This window comes from Nostoc sp. ATCC 53789, assembly GCF_009873495.1.
Lineage (GTDB): Bacteria > Cyanobacteriota > Cyanobacteriia > Cyanobacteriales > Nostocaceae > Nostoc > Nostoc muscorum_A.
On sequence record NZ_CP046703.1, the window covers coordinates 6,326,290 to 6,342,705 of the forward strand.

Here is a 16,416-nt window from a genome sequence, read left to right on the forward strand (position 1 = left end):
CAAGTTATTTACAGAAGTCTTCAAATATTTGAGATGGAAAATGGGGAGTAGTTAAATTACTTGAAAAGATTCTACGTACCTACTTTGTAGGAAGGCAAAGCGCATCTGCGTTTCAAAACACTAAGGTATTAATTAGGCAAAGCTGTACTAAGCAATGACAGCTGCTTGTCGCTCCCGTCGTTGCACTTCTGCCCGGACTAGGGGAATCACATCACGACCGTAAGCGATCGCATCTTCTAATGGATTAAATCCCCGAATCAATAAAGTCGTTACTCCAGCATCATAGTAATCCACAAGGGACTCTGCTACTTGCTCCGGCGTACCAACGAGGGCGGTAGTATTACCATAAGCACCAGTAGCGGCAGCAATTGGAGTCCACAAGCGCTTATCAAAAATTTCGCTTTCTTGGGCAAACTGTAATAAACGGCTGGAACCCACTGCTTCGGGACGTGCTGAATTCAAGTAGGGAGCTATCGGCGGTTGATTGTCTGTTTTTGCTGCTCGAATTTCTTTAACACGCGACAGAATTGAATGTGCCCGTTCCCAAGCTTTCGCTTCAGTATCACCTAGAATCGGCCGCAAAGATACACTGAACCGGGGCGATCGCCCTGGTGGTGTTACAGCTTTCACTTCACGTATCCGTTCTTTAATTGCTGCAATAGGTTCTCCCCACATCGCGTATACATCACTGTGCTTTGCACCCACAGGTACTGCCGCACCAGAAGCACCCCCAAAGTACACAGGTATATGGGGCTGTTGCAGAGGCTTCACATCTGAGTAAGCATCTTTCACCCGATAGAATTCGCCCTCATAGTCGAAGGGAGTATCACTCACCCACACTCGGCGCACAATATCAAGGTATTCATCTGTACGGCGATAGCGAGTATCATGGTCAAGCCAATCACCATCGCGTTGTTGTTCAGCATCGCTGCCACCTGTAATAATGTGTACGGCGATGCGACCATTAGTAAAATGATCCAAAGTTGCTGTCTTGCGTGCAAAAAGCGTAGGAGCCACAAAACCAGGGCGATGAGCGATTAAAAACTTCAACCGTTCTGTTGCAGCCGCCGCAAACGCTGCCACAGTTAAGCTATCGGGGCCAGTTGAGCCATAACCAACCAGCACGTAGTCAAAGCCACCATCTTCATGAGCCTTAGCAAACTTGCGAACGTAAGCAGCATCTATGGAACCGCCCGTGATTGCAACTCTTGGCCCATCTAACTCAGATATTTGTCGCGTTCCAATCATTCCAATAAATTCAATTGGCATGGTGCATCTCTTTTTACATTGGGAATTGGGAATTGTTCTCCATTTATCTTTTCTACTTAAATAGTTGGAGGTAAGAAGACATAGTGAAATTTCTGTTTCGGAATATTCTTTTTTCCAATACTTTTAATAACAGATCCTTGTCTGCACCAGCTAGATTAACAGCAAAATTTTTACATACAAATAGGGCAGGTTTACTTATAGAGGAATCGCTATGCATTGATCCGGATAGCGCTAATTAATAAGCTATGAAGGTATTTGATTGAGTGTTGTGGCAATAAAAATAATAACTTTTTGAACTGAGCCAACAACTTTTTTTTACTCCTTTGACTAAAGAAAAGATAAGAATGAGAGTCTAAAAGTAAACTCCAGCACTCTCGTTCTTACCACTCACTAGGGATTTTCAAGGATAGATCAGGCAATCTTGTGAAGTAATCTCACAATAATTCGTTGGATAGGTTTATTGTGCAGTTTTTTAGCTGTGATATTGACTTCTATAAGTACGGCAAATCGGTCGGATAACCGTTGAATCAACTACAAGCAAAAATTATCACATACAAATTAAAAAAGCAAGCCTATTGCTGGCATCTCCAAGTGGGAGCAACACGAAAAATTGGAATTGTCCATTTCAACTCGTGTGTATCGTTCGTCTACAATGCCAAAAAGCAAGGAAAAGCTTTACTTGTAATAACTTATCAACTTCACTTGAAGACTAAAAATATGGTCAACTTAGAAGCAGAAGATCGCAAACAATTAATAACTCTCCTAAAAGATTTACCAGAACTGGCTACAGAGCGATCGCGTCAGCAAATTTTGGAGCTAGCAGGTTTGAAACAGGTAATACCTATGATCAATCTTTCGGGTGCTTCATTTGTGGCAGTTAGTGAAATCGTTAGCTATCTATCTAATTACGGGCGTTTAACCTATGACCATGAGGCGCTGGGCCTGTTATTAAATACTTTAAAAAGCCTTATGGGAGTTCAGCAGCAAGAATTTTTGGATATGCTGCTGACTAAGTATGACATGATGACCCCGATTGCAAGATTACCTAGTATCAATGAGTGGCGAGGGGGTAAAACGACTTCAGATGCATTAGAGAAAATAATTGGTGAGAATACTCTACGCCCAATCTCATTTTTACAGCAGGGACTTCAGGTAGCGCGGTCAGTTGCCTATATTGGGGTAAGAACTAGCCAAGAACGCTGGTCAGGAACCGGATTTCTTGTGGCTCAAGATTTATTGTTGACTAATAATCATGTTCTGCCTAGCTCAAATCTACTGGCAGATACAATTTTTCGTTTTAACTACGAAGAGAATTTTCAGGGAGAAGCTCAACAAACTGATGAGTACCGCCCTAAACTCAATGGAGCTTTTCATACGAACCAAGCTCTTGATTACACTTTAGTTCAACTCGGAGGAGAACCTGGAAAAAAATGGGGTTGGTTGCCACTTACATCTAAAGCGATTAGTGTTGGTAGCCGAGTTAATATAATTCAGCACCCATCAGGACAACCTAAGCAGATTTCGCTTCAAAATAATTTTGTTCAATATGTGGGCGGTAATGTGGTGCAGTATATAACTTCTACCTTACAAGGCTCCTCTGGTTCTCCAGTTTTTAATGATGGTTGGCAGATTGTGGCTCTACACCATGCTGGTGGTAATATCCCTGAACCAACAACTCAGCAGCGTTACTTTAGAAACGAGGGGATACAGATAGAAAGTATCTTAGCCGATTTACCTCTGGAGCTTGTAAACTTGCTTAAAGTGGCAACTAATACCTCATTTTAAAGAGCTTTCACAAGTATCTAAAGTTCAATAAGTATGAATATCAAATCCCATCTGCTACAGTTACTAGTAAAAATGCCAAACACTCAAACTGTTGGAGAGCGTAGAGCGCTATTGACTTTCACGGGATTTGATTATCTAAATACTAGGATAAATGAAATTCAAAGCAGTAATATTGCCTTTTTTAATGAGTTGATTGAACTTATATTTTCGGAAGGACAAGATAAATTATTATATTTTATTAAAACACTTGCAGATAGTGAATTTATTGGGTTAGAAGTTAAGCAAAAACTCAATGATATCATTACAAAAACTTCGTCTTTAGAACATAAACAATGCAATAGTGAATTTATCGAGCAGAATAATACTCAATCAGTTAGTATTATTTATACTAGCAGCCGAAATGAGGAAAGCTTAGAGGAACAACAAGATAAAAAGTTGCTTGTTCCACCAATTATAGGAACTCAGCCTTTTGAATTTACAGTTGTGATAGTAGATGCCCAAGGCAAAGAGATTAAACGTAGTCGAAGACAAAACTACTACTTAGCTCAAGACCTTGGTAACGGGGTAACTTTAGAAATGGTCTATATTACAGGTGGAGAATTTTGGATGGGTTCACCAGAATCTGAAGGAAGGCGATACTCCAACGAAAGACCTCAACATCAGGTAACAGTCAAACCATTTTTGATAAGCAAGTACGCGATTACACAAGCACAATGGAGAGAAGTTGCTACTTTGCGAGAAGTTCGTCAAAACTTAAAACTTCGGCCGTCACGTAACGGAGGCAAAAGTCATCCTATTACCCAAGTTTCTTGGTTCGATGCTGTTGAGTTTTGCGATCGCTTATCTGAAAAAACAGGCAAACAGTATCGTCTTCCTAGCGAAGCAGAGTGGGAATACGCTTGTCGTTCTGGAACCATAACTCCTTTTCATTTTGGAGAAACTATTACTTCCGATCTAGCTAATTATGATGGTGGTTACTCTTATGGGTCAGAAAGAAAGGGAATTTATCGTGAAATAACTACTCCTGTGGGTAGTTTGCAGATTGCTAATTTTTTTGGACTATTTGATATGCACGGTAATGTTTGGGAGTGGTGCTTAGACCATTGGCATGAGAATTATAATAATGCACCGAATAATGCAGATAGTTGGCGAGATAGTAGTGATAATCAAATTTATGTAATGCGTGGTGGATCATGGCGCAATGATCCGTACCTTTGCCGATCAAGTTCCCGCTTACAAAAAAATGCGAGTGAGATGTCCAACCATGTTGGTTTTAGAATTGTTTGCTCTCTCTAGACTGATACATTGTAAATTTTTGTCTAATTTATTCATCACTTATGCTATTTCATCTTCCTCTAAAGATGAATTATCGATGGTGAGGTGTTGATGCTTTTTGCGTGCTGCAAGAGTTTGGCGATATTCGTATGCTTGAGGCGCTGGTTCAAATATATCAATCCTCAAAACGCCAGTTGCTTTCTGAATTTCTTTGACAGCTTGCTCAATCTCATCCATTGAAACTTTGAAAAAATCTCTCTTTGGGTTAACTGTATTCACTTTTTTATCATCAAAACGTTGATGCAAGCGCTGCAATGTATCAAAAGCATCTTCAGAGAATATTTTGAAGTGAACATCAAATTGAAATGGAACTGCGGGGTTCATGTCCCTAATATATTCATCTTCTCTATTACGAACGGTTCTACATATTCGGTATACATCCCGTTCAAGAGAGCCTATATTAGAAATTATATAAATGTATCCCGATTTGAGTCTTCTAGATTCAGAAAGAGCATTTTCTTTATCACTGCGATCTTCAGCAACTTGTCGTTCTAGTTCCTGAATTTTAAAATATAGTTGTTGTCGCTTTTCGCCTTCAGTCAGTTCTATTTCTTGTCTAACTTTCTCAAGCTCTTGTTGATGAAGTATTTCTCTTTCTTCAGCTTCTTCAGCTTTCTGTCTGGCCTTGTCAATTGATTCACGTTCTTTGTTTTGCTTTTTATTTTCTAGCTCTCTCTCGCGCTCTTGCTGTTTTTTATCTTCTAGCTCATACTGTAAATCTAACTCAATTAATTTCAGTTGCAAATATTCTTCTGATATTTTTGAATTTAAGGTTTTTAAACATTTATTATATTTATTAAATGTATTATTTATTCTCTTTTTCAAAGAGTCAACATTGTTATATCTAACTTCTTTTACCGCATACTTACATCGTTCTTCAAACGCAAGTTCAACCAATTTGAGAATGTCGTTTATCATTTTGTCGCCTTTTCTTGTACTATCACCAACAGTCCATTTAGTATCACAAATATAGGCTTGGTTATTTTTTACCATATTTTCCTGCTTTAACTTGATATTCTTCAGCCTATGTATGTAGTCTTCAGAACTGATAAACTCATACTTTGGCTCATAATAATCTATAGATTGAAGATAGACTTTTGCATCAAGTTCAGAAAATTGCTGCTGAATATTTATGATTTGGGTATTAAGAGATAGCTGTTTATTTTCTAGTAAATCAATATTTGATTCCAACTGCCGTTGATACCCTTCTTTGTCAGCTAATGTATCATACCTACGTAACTTCTCCCTCACCTGAGACTCTGCAATTAATGCTTGTACTAATGCAGCAATAAGTCCGGCTACTAATACCAATAATCCTAGAAGTGTTAACGACATTGAACCTAGTATTACACTTGTGTACCCTTTAACTTAGCTTAGAATATTTTTTTAGACGTGTGACCAAATAATTAGTCATCGTCGATGAGATATTCTGTCAAAAGGGCGTAATTGCTTTTAAATACAAGGTTTTTTTAAACTGTGGATGCTCAAAATGAAGTTCTCTAGCGTGTAGATGTAAGCGACTGGTAACTGCATCGCATCCATAAAGGCGATCGCCTAAAATAGCAATTCCAAGTCCTCGCACATCAGCCGCATGAACCCTCAATTGATGGGTGCGTCCTGTGAGTGGCGTAAATTCTAAGCGTGTGTAATCTTGTTCTCTTGCCATTACCTGGAAGTTTGTCAAGCTGGGTTTACCGTTTTGCCAATCAACTTTTTGATAAGGGCGATTTTCAGGATCTCCCCATAATGGCAAATCAATTACACCTTGTTCCGCGATCGCAACACCTGAAAGTATGGCTTCATAAACCTTGTGAACCTGGCGTTGCTGAAACTGCTGGCTGAGTTGCCGATGAGTTTGGCGATCGCGTGCTACCAACAAAATCCCAGAAGTTTCCTGATCTAGGCGATGCACAGATGCAAGCGCCATACCATCTGGTAACAGATGACGTAAGCGACTCAAAACACTATCTTGGCGATCGCGATAACGCCCAGGTACCGAAAGTAATCCAGCAGGTTTGTTTACAGCAATTAACCATTCGTCTTCATAAATAATCGGTAAAGTGACCTCTCCCCAAACCCCTCCCCTATCAGGGGAGGGGCTTCTTACTCCCCCTTCCCTTGCAGGGAAGGGGGGGTTAGGTTTTAACCCTGAGAGCAAAAACCCCATCAATGGCTGACATCGTTCGATACACGCGCCATAAAATTCTCCCGGAATTTTATCCTGATTTACTGAAGACGCACCCCACCAAAACTCTGCCATTGCTAGTGGTTTTAAATTATGTGTTGCTGCATAATGCAGTAATTTTGGGGCACAACAGTCGCCTGTGCCAGTGGGCGAACCTCCTGGCATCAATTGCTGTAATGATAGCGATCGCCCGGAAAAATTAGTCAGGCTGTAGCTAGCGTGCATCTGAGCTTGTAATTCACGGGATAGGGCTTTACGCTGTTGTTTCAGTTCGCTAATTCGCGCATCCGTTGCTGCAATTAACTGCTGGAGAGGCTGTAATACTTCATTTTGCTGGCGTTTAAGTTGTCGTCGCTCAATTCCTTGCTGACGACTTTCTTCGTCGAGTTGTTCAAGGGCGATCGCGAGTGCTTCTGGAGGGAGTGTATTGCAGATTTGTTGACGTTTTTCCTGTCGTTGGTGTTTGCAATGACGATGGCGATCGCTCATTTCTTGCAACTGTCGCTCAAATTCATCAGATAGGGTTTTATAGTGCTGGCGTTCGGTTAGTTGCTTCAAACAAAGAATTTCCTGTTTAATCTTATCCAACTCAGCTAAAGTGCGGGCTTCCTCTAAAGCAACTTCGTCTCGTCCTGGAATTGGTGGAACCCAACCTGTAACCAAACTGCAACCATTCAAAAGACCGGAAAAGGCTTTCAATACCCGTTTTTCGCCATTAGGAAGTTCAACCAACAGTATTCCATACATCTTACCTTCACGAGAATAACAGTCATTTTTTGCAAGTTGTTGCATGAGTCCGTGAGCGATCGCTTCGGACATTGAGGTGCGGGGTAATCTTAAGCGATGTCTACGACTGGCTACGCCTACGCCACTTTCAAGACAATGCCCTTCGTACCAATAACTCGGAGATAAATCGCTGACAGCAAAATCGCAGTCGATGAAATCTGAAAGTGCGTGCAGAACTACCATACAGCGTTTATAGGAGACTTTTAACTAGCAAAGACAAAATTTATATTTAATTTTGAGAAGTCAACGGTAAGAAACTTGTTATTATCCAAATTTAACGAAGGAATCAATGTAGACAGTTTACTAGTTACATCAGATAATTGATCAATTACACTATCAGGAACATTGCTTATGTAGATATCAGAAGCACCACCGAATATTGTCTCTAATTGTACTGGAGCTAGCCCGTGCAGAAATATTTCTACATCAATAGAACGTAAGTCAGAAATTACTATTTTAGCCATTACATTACTTTTTTGAATCAGAAATTTTTTGATTTCAACATTGCAAATTGTTCTCTGATTATTTACCAGCACTCAGAGTCCAACAATCATTAATTGAGTCAAAAGTCCTCTTGTTTCGGTACATCTTGTTTTTTGAGGAGTTGGTTTGACTCTTCAATTTTTACACTATCAACTATAATTTCAATAGTTCGTATATGAAGCTTTTATGTTGAAAAAATATTTTATATAAAGATTTAATAAAAGAATTATCTCTATGTATAAATTTTCAGGACACAATCAAATTAGTTTTGTCTTAAAATTAACTGTCAAAAGTGAGATATTTAAACTTATATAGTCTAAGATAATGACTTGCTATTTATCATTAAATACTATCCTATATAAGGACTTTCTGCATTTTAACTGTGCTATATACAGACGTACAGAAAGAATTACACTAGCGATGAATATATAAATCATTTATCACTTATATCGTATTAATTATTTCTCGGTAGTTTGACAACGTAGATTAAAAACTACTAGATAAAAAGCTAATATTTTGAGACAAAAAAAAGTTAAATATGTCTTAATAGAGCCTAAACAAAAAACAAATTAAAATAGGTTATAGTACTTTACTAGCTAGCTTTCACGTCAAGAGAACTTCAGACAACCTTTACAGCCATGTCGCTAGTGTAAACGCATCTAAAGGCTAATAATCCTTTCATAGTAAAAGTTTGCAAGTTTTAGAATTTAGCCAATTTTTTCATCAAGATTCTTATCCAGCAAGGGTTTTAGAAATCCTGTGAGTTCTCCCTAATCAGTACTTTAGTTCTTTGCTTGAAGGTAAACAAGATCCCAAATTTGAGAAAAAACTAAATTGCTGCTCGAATTAATAGTTTTTTTCTTAACTCCTAGAGATTTTAAAAATCAGATTACACCTGTTTTGATTAATCATGTAAAATGAAATTGCATTTATATTGTGAAAGGAAATAAAAACATGCCAAAAATAGTAGTTTTAAGTTTACACTATATTAGTGTAAAGGCATTGCAAGACAATCTAAGTCCTACAGAAGTATCTACTGTATGGGGAGGTTCTCCGTACATTTATATATCTAATAACAGTGACTCCGTAAATATAAATAGCACAGGTACAGGAGACATTAAACATGTAGGTACAGGTGGCTATAGCATTAATGATAGTAAGTTCAACACTATAGACTATTCAAGGTCAAATTACAATAATTTTGGTGTAATGTACGTAGGTTCGATGGGGCACTAAGGCAAACGCATTTAAGAGGATGTTTGAACAGTTATCTTTTCAGTATCAAAAGTTTTAGATACCTCTGAATCCCCCTTGCTAAGGGTGACTTTAATTCCGCTTCCTCTCACTTAAAAAGCTACGGTGTACATACAATTCTTTTAGAATTGCCCCAAAGGTTTTAGATCCCACACCCCCTTTTTAAGGGCGGTAATAAATGTCAAAATCCCCCTTAATAAAGGGAGATTTAGGAGGATCACGCGATGTTTTGCTTCGTGTGTATAGATGTGTGTACTTCGTAGCCTAAAAAGATAGATTAAGGGGCATATAGTGACAGTTAAACACTTTTCAATAAAATCCTGAACCACCAAATAGTCTAATGGCTAAAATAGTAATTTTTAACCTTTCTCTAGATGATGTAGAAACATTTTGCAATCCCCTATATTTAGTGCAATTAGATACTATATTTGGGGGAGTTGATAACGTCTACATTAAGAACTTTAGTGATAGTGTAAATATTGGAGTAAGTAGCTCAAGCACTACAAATGAAGGTGCAAATTCTTATAACTTCCGCGACAATAAGATTTACACTATAGACTATTCAAGATCGAACTATAATTGGCTTCTTGTCCTGATGCAACTATAAAGTTAGTAGCGTCGCTGCCTGTTCTTCTCAAACCATTACCTTCTAATACCAATTTTTTATGAAGCTGCATAGAATTCGATCCCCCTAGCCCCCCTTAATAAAGGGGGGAACCGGAAAAACATCTATCAAAGTCACCCTTTTTAAGGGGGATTTAGGGGGATCAAGATATGTGCAACTTCATATTAAATTGGTATAAGTTAATTAATTTGCAGAGCAAAAAATGGCTCATAAAATCGAGATTGAATCTATCATAGGGCGATCTCCATTTTACTTGAGGCGATCGCCTCAAGTAAAAAAGAGATAGAGTTAGTGCGGATGCTGTGGTGATTGAGTCTACAAATTTGAGCGTCGATGAGTCTCTGTTAATAGGTGAATCTTTCCTATCCGCAAGCATTCAGACGAAATCAGACGGACAACAAGCCAAATAATTTTCCTGAAAAACAACATGACTTTAAATTTGCATTTTTGGCACTGGTAGACATGTCTGACTCGGTGTGTTCAACTGTAGCGCCAGCAATTGCCAAGGTTACACTGCTGATATTTGGGTTGTGATGTTAACCAGCAGGAATAGATGAATCACTCTCTGGTGGATTGTCTTGTGTTGGTGGAAGCGGTTGTTCAGATGCGTTATCTTCTATAGTTGTAGATTCTGCCTCTTTTGTCATACCATGCTGCTCTTGCCCTCTAAGCCCAAGATATGTTGCAGCACTGATTCCTTGTAGTGTCAAAAGTGTTTCATCAAATTCCGGCATTGCCAGATTTTTAATGACCTCCCAAACAAAGAAAAGCCCAATCGCAACTGTCCAAATAAATGTTTGGAAGCGGTGAAAGTTAACTCCATTAATATCCGATAATATATCATAGAAAAAACCTTCAGAAATGCGTTGACTACCTTTTCTCTTTTTCTCATTACCCTGACCATCAATTAAGGAAGTACCAAACGCAGTGATAGAATTGATTCCCAATAATATTAGTGATTGTTGAGTCAAAATATTAGTATAATCCCCTGTTATGCCATAGATAATCAGGTAAGAGCCAAAAATGATAAATGTCCAAAAAGCAAGTTGAGATATCGATAAACTGAACGGGTTTTTGTTTAGTTTTTTTCTACCAAGAAAAAATTGAGCAATTCGGGTTTTTCGATCTTCTTTTTCAAGTTCCGCCTTTTCTGGAATCAACAATTCTTGGCTACCAATCACCTCTTTTTTAGAGTAAACCCCTTCTATTCCAGGGCTACGAAGAGTGCTTCGGCAATACCTAATGAATATTAATATAATAGACAGCACTAAAAGCAGACACAGCCAAAATCGCCATGATAACAGAACTATTTTTAATTGAGGAGGTGATAGAGGATTGCTCACCGGAATCGCCAGTTTTCTGGGACAGCCTACCCCCGCTATTACGTTAATACTGTATCTATTTGCCTGGCTAAGAAGCGTATTCCATGCAGCTTGAGACGAGTCGGTACGTTCAAGCCGAAAAGCTAACCAATTATCATCAACAATTTTTTGTTGATCTTTACCCGGAACCATGACGATGACTGGTTCTCCGTGAACATCCTCTAGTTCATAACCATCCAGGTACAACACTAATTGTCGAGGATCAAATGAATTGCTGGCATTAGCCGTTGTATTTTTGATGGCTGCTGATAATCCTTCAACTCTTACCCTGATGCGATCGCCCATCTTAACTAGATTACGACCATTGTCGGCAATGACTTGTTGAGTTTTCAGACTAGGAGGCACTGAACATATCTGAGGCGATGCAAAATTTACAGAAGGGCCATCTGAACTATTTTGAGCAATTACTGCAAAGTTGATAGAAACAATCAACAGAAAGACCAACAGAAAAATAGCAGTAAATCTTTTAACATTTTTATACATCGCTCGGTATTCCACCAACAGTGATTACTATGTCGGTAGTGTAACCATACTTGAGTCATTCCGTATATTAAAAAATTTGTCTGAAAAATAATACCTCTGGCAAAGAGAGAATCAAGACAAAGGAACCGGCACTTTTGTCTTTTTATGTGATTGCATGGCGGCAGTCACGCATCATAAAAGGTATTTATTATTACTAGTGAGTAGGCAACCTCTTTAGATTAAGGGGAAAAGGTTTGAATTTACCCCTTCCCCAAGCGATATGTTGCCAAATTTAAACCGTCAATGTAAAACCCTTGAATGTCGCATCCAGAATATTATTACCTAGAAGCTTAACTTGAATTCCTCCAATGACTACCGTCATAACTGCCTCAGATACTTCGCGTTCTTCAACTTGATTGTCAGGCTGTAAGTCAACAATTGCGATCTTGGACATATTTTTTTGCTTAATATTTTCTAAATTCCAGCAAAATTTTCATCTAATTAACTAACAAGCTCATCAACCAAAAGTTATAAGTCCAATGTTTCCAAGTTTTTTAAATAGACATTAGTGTTATTCAAATATAAAGCTAAGGAAGGTCAAAATTATGGCTGGTACATGCGGACTCACGCTAGGCAAATATGCACCTCTCCACAAAGGGCATCAATTGGTAATTGAAACTGCTTTAGCAGAGATGGATGAAGTGCTGGTGATGATTTACGAGTGTCCAGAGGTGACTGCGATTCCTTTAACCGTTCGAGCTAACTGGCTGCGGAAAATTTATCCTCAAATCCAGGTGATTGAAGCTTGGGATGGCCCAACTGAGGTTGGGGACACTCCTGAGATTAAGAAAATGCATGAAGATTACATCCTGAAACAACTGGAATCAAAAAAAATTACTCACTTTTACTGTAGTGAATTTTACGGTGAACACGTAAGCCAGGCACTAGGAGCAGTTAATCGACTTGTGGATTGCGATCGCAAAACTTTTCCAATTTCAGGAACGCAAGTCAGAACAGACACTTACGCAATGCGGGAATATTTACATCCTGATGTATACCGCGATCTGATCGCTAACATTGTTTTTCTAGGCGCTCCTTCAACTGGTAAAACCACCATTGCATCACAATTAGCTAAAGAGTACAACACTGTATGGATGCCGGAGTACGGACGCGAGTATTGGGAAAAAAATCAAATCAACAGACGACTTTCGCTCTTGCAACTTGTGGAGATTGCTAAAGGGCATTTAGAACGTGAAGAAGCCTTATTATTGCAAGCAAACCAGTACTTATTTACAGATACCAATGCCTTGACAACCTATCAATTCTCGTTGTATTACCACAAAACTGTTGCCCTAGAGTTAGCAGAACTTGCCCATCAAGCCATATCGCGCTATGATTTAGTGTTTTTTTGCGATCTAGATATACCCTACGATGATACCTGGGATCGCTCTGGAGAAGCAAACCGTAGCATATTTCAAAAACAAATTGAGAGCGATTTAATTGTGAGAAAAATTCCATTTTTTCGCTTGTCTGGCGACCTCATGACACGTATTAGTATTGTTAAAAAAGTATTGTCTTGTTACCAGAAGTATGCCAACTTAGGAGAGCTATTTTTCAATAAAATTATTTTATAAAGTGTATCAATATGCTGGAATTTTGGAGCGTAAATACTATAGCATTAAATCTGATAGGATATCCCATGAGTTACATAGAACTCTTGGGAACTGTCTTTTATTTATGGTCAGCGTGGCTAATTTCTCAAAGGAAAATTCTGACTTGGCCTGTTGGGATAGTAAGTGTATTGCTATACATGGCGCTTTTCTATCAAATCCGTTTGTATTCGGATTTTTTAGAACAAATCTACTATTTAGTTGTTAGTGTATATGGCTGGTGGCGATGGAGTACACCTGATTCTAGTAAAGTTTTGCAGATTCGATATAGTCCACCGCGTAAAATTTTTTTGATTGCGGCAATCACAGCAGCAATTTCGTTTGCAACGGGAGCTTTGATGAGTCAAATTCACCTGTTACTCCCTGCAATATTTACAGAAAAAGCTTCTTTTCCTTATTTAGATGCACTCACAACAATCATGAGTTTTACTGCTATGTGGCTCATGGTGCAAAAAAGGATTGAAAGCTGGTATTACTGGATTATCGTTGATGTTATTGGTATTTGGTTGTACTACGTCAAAGAAGTTAAATTTATTGCTTTTTTGTATGTAATTTTGCTATTAATCGCAATTAACGGTTCAATATCTTGGCTAAAGACAGCTAAAATACAGGATTGAAAACCCCTGTATATATTTTCTATTTCGTAGTGTCATGGCACAGTTAAAATAGTGCATTAGATGTAGGTTGGGTTGAGCAACACGAAACCCAACATTGATCGGATCGGTTAAGGCAAGAGACACGATTCATTGCCGTCTCTACAAAATACTGATTATTGTAGAGACGGCGATTTATCGCGTCTTTGTAATTTAGAATTTTCATCAAAAAACCTCAACTCAACCTACAAATTTTTCGCAACAATTTAGCCTCGCTACGCCACTACAAGAGTATTTTTAAAGAGTGTTAATTCTTTGCAAACCAGTGTAAATATTGAATCGTTCTCCCCGCAGAAATCCAATTAAGGTAATCCCAAATTCCTTGGCTACAGATACCGCCAAACTACTGGGAGCAGAAACAGAACAAACAATGGGAACTCCAGCAGTTGTAGACTTTTGCAAAATTTCAAAACTAGAGCGTCCACTGACCAGCACAATACAATTATTTAAAGGCAATTCGTCACTGAGAAAAGCTGTACCAATCAATTTATCTAAAGCATTGTGTCGTCCAACATCCTCCCACAGGTTTAACAAATTACCTTGAGTATCGAAGATAGCCGCAGCGTGCAAACCTCCTGTAGCTGTGAAGATACCTTGAGCAGCTCGGAGCTTATCAGGTAGGCTGTATACGATCTCAGGTGTTACTGTCGGCCCAGAAGGAATCACTGGACATCCCCGCAGACGCAAAGCCTCAAGACTAGCTTTACCACACACCCCACAGGCGCTACTAGTATAAAAATGACGCTCCAAAGGCTGTAAATCTGGAATCAGCCCATCCCGCAATTCTACATTTACAATATTATGGCGTTGCTCACCATCTACTAATTCATCAACACAGTAGCTGATACGCCGGATATCTTCTCTGCGGCTAACGACTCCTTCACTGTAGAGGAAACCAGCTGCTAGTTCAAAATCTGCACCTGGTGTCCGCATTGTTACAGCTACCGTCTTCTGGAAAGGAACAAGACGAATTTCTAAAGGTTCCTCAGTAGTGAGATGATCTAAACGAGGCCGTACTTGACCTTTTTCCACTACCCAAACAGTGGCTTTGGTTTTGCTTTTAGTTGGCATTGTCAAATTTATGTAAGAGTTGGTAAATCGAAATTTTGATACTAATCTGGGAATAGAGTAATGCTATTTGTATATCAGATGTCTCTTTGATTCTCACTAACTACTTTGTGCAGTCGATCTAAATCGGGTAGGTTTCTATTTAGGAAGTAAAATGAACCTAATATTTTTGGCTTTTAGAAAAATTTTATTTGCAATAGTCTTCGTGATTTCCCTTGCTTTTGCAGGATATCTAGTGAGTAATAACATTAGTCAAAGAGTAATTGAAAAATCTTTTGCTAAACAAGTCATATCTACCTCCACCGTTGGAAAAAGTTCTCAGCTACAGACACTTTTAAATGACATAGTTGCAGAAGAAAAAATCCCCGGCGCAGTAATGTATATTTCTACACCTAACGGTTCTTGGGTGGGAGCCTCTGGTGTCAATAACTTGTCAACTAAAACTCGGATGAAACCCACAGATGGCTTTTCCATTGCCAGTATGAGTAAAACTTTTATGGCGGTGGTGGTGCTGAAATTAGTGGAGCAAAGGAAGATAGAATTAGATCGAGCGATCGCAACCTACTTACCAAGAGACATAACTCCTCATATTGTCAACAGCGACAAAATTACAGTTCGTCAACTACTCAACCATACCAGTGGTGTTGCTGAATACCTGAATACAAAAGAGTTTATTCAAGCTACTGCCAAAAGAAGCCGCTCACAGCCTTGGACAGCCAGAGAAGCTATTCACTATATGTACCAGGAACAACCGCAGGCAAATCCTGGAGAAAAATTTATTTATACTGATTGCAACTACATTCTTTTGGAACTGATCGTTGAAAATATAACTAGGGAAACTCTCGCACAAGCAATCCGCAGTCAGATTTTAAAACCATTAGGATTAAAACACACCTTCACGGAATTGCGCGAACCAACAATTGGAGAAGTAGCTACAGGTTATAGCGATCGCAATAAGGATGGTAAGTTAGATAGCTACGCCGAAGTGAATGATGGCAACGGTTTAGGAGATGGTGGATTGGTTTCAACAGCAGAGGATTTAACCAAGTTTACTAAAGCGTTATTTGTCAAAAAAAGCTTACTTTCCTCGAAGATGATGAAAGAAATGCTGAAATTTAAAGATAATGGTGAAAGCTATAGTTATGGGTTAGGTGTAGAACGGTTCTCATCTCCTTTGGAAACAGCAATTGGCCATAGTGGTATAGCTTATGGCTTCACAACATTGCTGGCATATCTCCCCAATCAAAATACCACTATAGTAGTGCTGCTAAACGATCAGGGTGTTGATATTAAATCAATAGCTAGGACAGGTTTAGAGGTTATTAGTAATAAATAATAAGTAAGTTGGCATAATAAAATAAAACTATGTAAATAAAAATGAACTAGCTACCCTTACCTTTACCCAAAATTTCAAGCGTTTTCTCTTTGGCGTTAAAATCACGCACATTTAGATTGACTA

Annotated in this window: 12 protein-coding genes; 5 read left to right on the forward strand and 7 right to left on the reverse strand. The window is 38.7% G+C overall.

Annotation, left to right across the window (positions count from 1 at the left end; all coding sequences use genetic code 11):
• Positions 1-147 precede the first annotated feature (147 nt).
• Complete coding sequence (locus GJB62_RS26160; RefSeq protein WP_114084838.1) at positions 148-1,269, reverse strand: LLM class flavin-dependent oxidoreductase; 1,122 nt, start codon at positions 1,267-1,269, stop codon at positions 148-150.
• A 717-nt stretch (positions 1,270-1,986) separates the two neighbouring features.
• On the opposite strand from GJB62_RS26160, the gene GJB62_RS26165 reads away from it, so the two are divergent.
• Positions 1,987-3,054, forward strand: coding sequence for a trypsin-like peptidase domain-containing protein (locus tag GJB62_RS26165; RefSeq protein ID WP_114084924.1), 1,068 nt, complete (start codon positions 1,987-1,989; stop codon positions 3,052-3,054).
• Positions 3,055-3,087: 33 nt separating this feature from the next.
• On the forward strand, positions 3,088-4,350 hold the full coding sequence (locus GJB62_RS26170) for an SUMF1/EgtB/PvdO family nonheme iron enzyme (protein WP_114084837.1): 1,263 nt from the start codon (positions 3,088-3,090) through the stop codon (positions 4,348-4,350).
• Positions 4,351-4,389: 39 nt separating this feature from the next.
• Here GJB62_RS26170 and GJB62_RS26175 read toward each other — a convergent pair whose 3' ends face one another.
• The 5 genes from GJB62_RS26175 to GJB62_RS26195 all read right to left on the reverse strand — a co-directional run bounded on the left by GJB62_RS26175 (position 4,390) and on the right by GJB62_RS26195 (position 12,020).
• Positions 4,390-5,724, reverse strand: coding sequence for a DUF4041 domain-containing protein (locus GJB62_RS26175; protein WP_114084836.1), 1,335 nt, complete (start codon positions 5,722-5,724; stop codon positions 4,390-4,392).
• 97 nt (positions 5,725-5,821) lie between these two features.
• On the reverse strand, positions 5,822-7,543 hold the full coding sequence (locus tag GJB62_RS26180; protein WP_114084835.1) for an RluA family pseudouridine synthase: 1,722 nt from the start codon (positions 7,541-7,543) through the stop codon (positions 5,822-5,824).
• Positions 7,544-7,563: 20 nt separating this feature from the next.
• Entirely contained in the window at positions 7,564-7,824 is a 261-nt protein-coding gene (locus GJB62_RS26185; protein ID WP_147262565.1) for a hypothetical protein, read from the reverse strand.
• Positions 7,825-10,258: 2,434 nt separating this feature from the next.
• Positions 10,259-11,587, reverse strand: a complete 1,329-nt coding sequence (locus GJB62_RS26190) for a hypothetical protein (protein WP_114084831.1) — start codon at positions 11,585-11,587, stop codon at positions 10,259-10,261.
• Between the two features lie 271 nt (positions 11,588-11,858).
• Entirely contained in the window at positions 11,859-12,020 is a 162-nt protein-coding gene (locus GJB62_RS26195) for a hypothetical protein (RefSeq protein ID WP_159402582.1), read from the reverse strand.
• A 151-nt stretch (positions 12,021-12,171) separates the two neighbouring features.
• Here GJB62_RS26195 and GJB62_RS26200 point away from each other — a divergent pair, with 151 nt between their 5' ends.
• Both GJB62_RS26200 and pnuC read left to right on the forward strand, forming a co-directional pair.
• Positions 12,172-13,200, forward strand: a complete 1,029-nt coding sequence (locus GJB62_RS26200; RefSeq protein ID WP_114084830.1) for an AAA family ATPase — start codon at positions 12,172-12,174, stop codon at positions 13,198-13,200.
• Positions 13,201-13,265: 65 nt separating this feature from the next.
• Positions 13,266-13,853 carry a nicotinamide riboside transporter PnuC gene (gene pnuC, locus GJB62_RS26205; RefSeq protein ID WP_114084829.1) on the forward strand — a complete coding sequence of 196 codons (588 nt, stop codon included), beginning with the start codon at positions 13,266-13,268 and terminating at the stop codon, positions 13,851-13,853.
• A 273-nt stretch (positions 13,854-14,126) separates the two neighbouring features.
• Here the strand turns inward: pnuC and fdhD are convergent, their stop codons facing one another.
• Complete coding sequence (gene fdhD, locus GJB62_RS26210) at positions 14,127-14,960, reverse strand: formate dehydrogenase accessory sulfurtransferase FdhD (protein ID WP_114084828.1); 834 nt, start codon at positions 14,958-14,960, stop codon at positions 14,127-14,129.
• A 232-nt stretch (positions 14,961-15,192) separates the two neighbouring features.
• Here fdhD and GJB62_RS26215 point away from each other — a divergent pair, with 232 nt between their 5' ends.
• Positions 15,193-16,293 (forward strand): serine hydrolase domain-containing protein, encoded by a 1,101-nt coding sequence (locus GJB62_RS26215; protein ID WP_159402583.1) that lies wholly within the window; start codon positions 15,193-15,195, stop codon positions 16,291-16,293.
• Positions 16,294-16,416 lie beyond the last annotated feature (123 nt).

Coding starts and splice junctions, on each gene's coding strand:
- GJB62_RS26200 (WP_114084830.1), top strand. CDS start 12,172: ATGGCTGGTACATGCGGACTCACGCTAGGCAAATATGCACCTCTCCAC.
- GJB62_RS26180 (WP_114084835.1), bottom strand. CDS start 7,543: ATGGTAGTTCTGCACGCACTTTCAGATTTCATCGACTGCGATTTTGCT.
- GJB62_RS26190 (WP_114084831.1), bottom strand. CDS start 11,587: ATGTATAAAAATGTTAAAAGATTTACTGCTATTTTTCTGTTGGTCTTT.
- GJB62_RS26170 (WP_114084837.1), top strand. CDS start 3,088: ATGAATATCAAATCCCATCTGCTACAGTTACTAGTAAAAATGCCAAAC.
- GJB62_RS26160 (WP_114084838.1), bottom strand. CDS start 1,269: ATGCCAATTGAATTTATTGGAATGATTGGAACGCGACAAATATCTGAG.
- GJB62_RS26165 (WP_114084924.1), top strand. CDS start 1,987: ATGGTCAACTTAGAAGCAGAAGATCGCAAACAATTAATAACTCTCCTA.
- GJB62_RS26195 (WP_159402582.1), bottom strand. CDS start 12,020: ATGTCCAAGATCGCAATTGTTGACTTACAGCCTGACAATCAAGTTGAA.
- GJB62_RS26185 (WP_147262565.1), bottom strand. CDS start 7,824: ATGGCTAAAATAGTAATTTCTGACTTACGTTCTATTGATGTAGAAATA.
- pnuC (WP_114084829.1), top strand. CDS start 13,266: ATGAGTTACATAGAACTCTTGGGAACTGTCTTTTATTTATGGTCAGCG.
- fdhD (WP_114084828.1), bottom strand. CDS start 14,960: ATGCCAACTAAAAGCAAAACCAAAGCCACTGTTTGGGTAGTGGAAAAA.
- GJB62_RS26175 (WP_114084836.1), bottom strand. CDS start 5,724: ATGTCGTTAACACTTCTAGGATTATTGGTATTAGTAGCCGGACTTATT.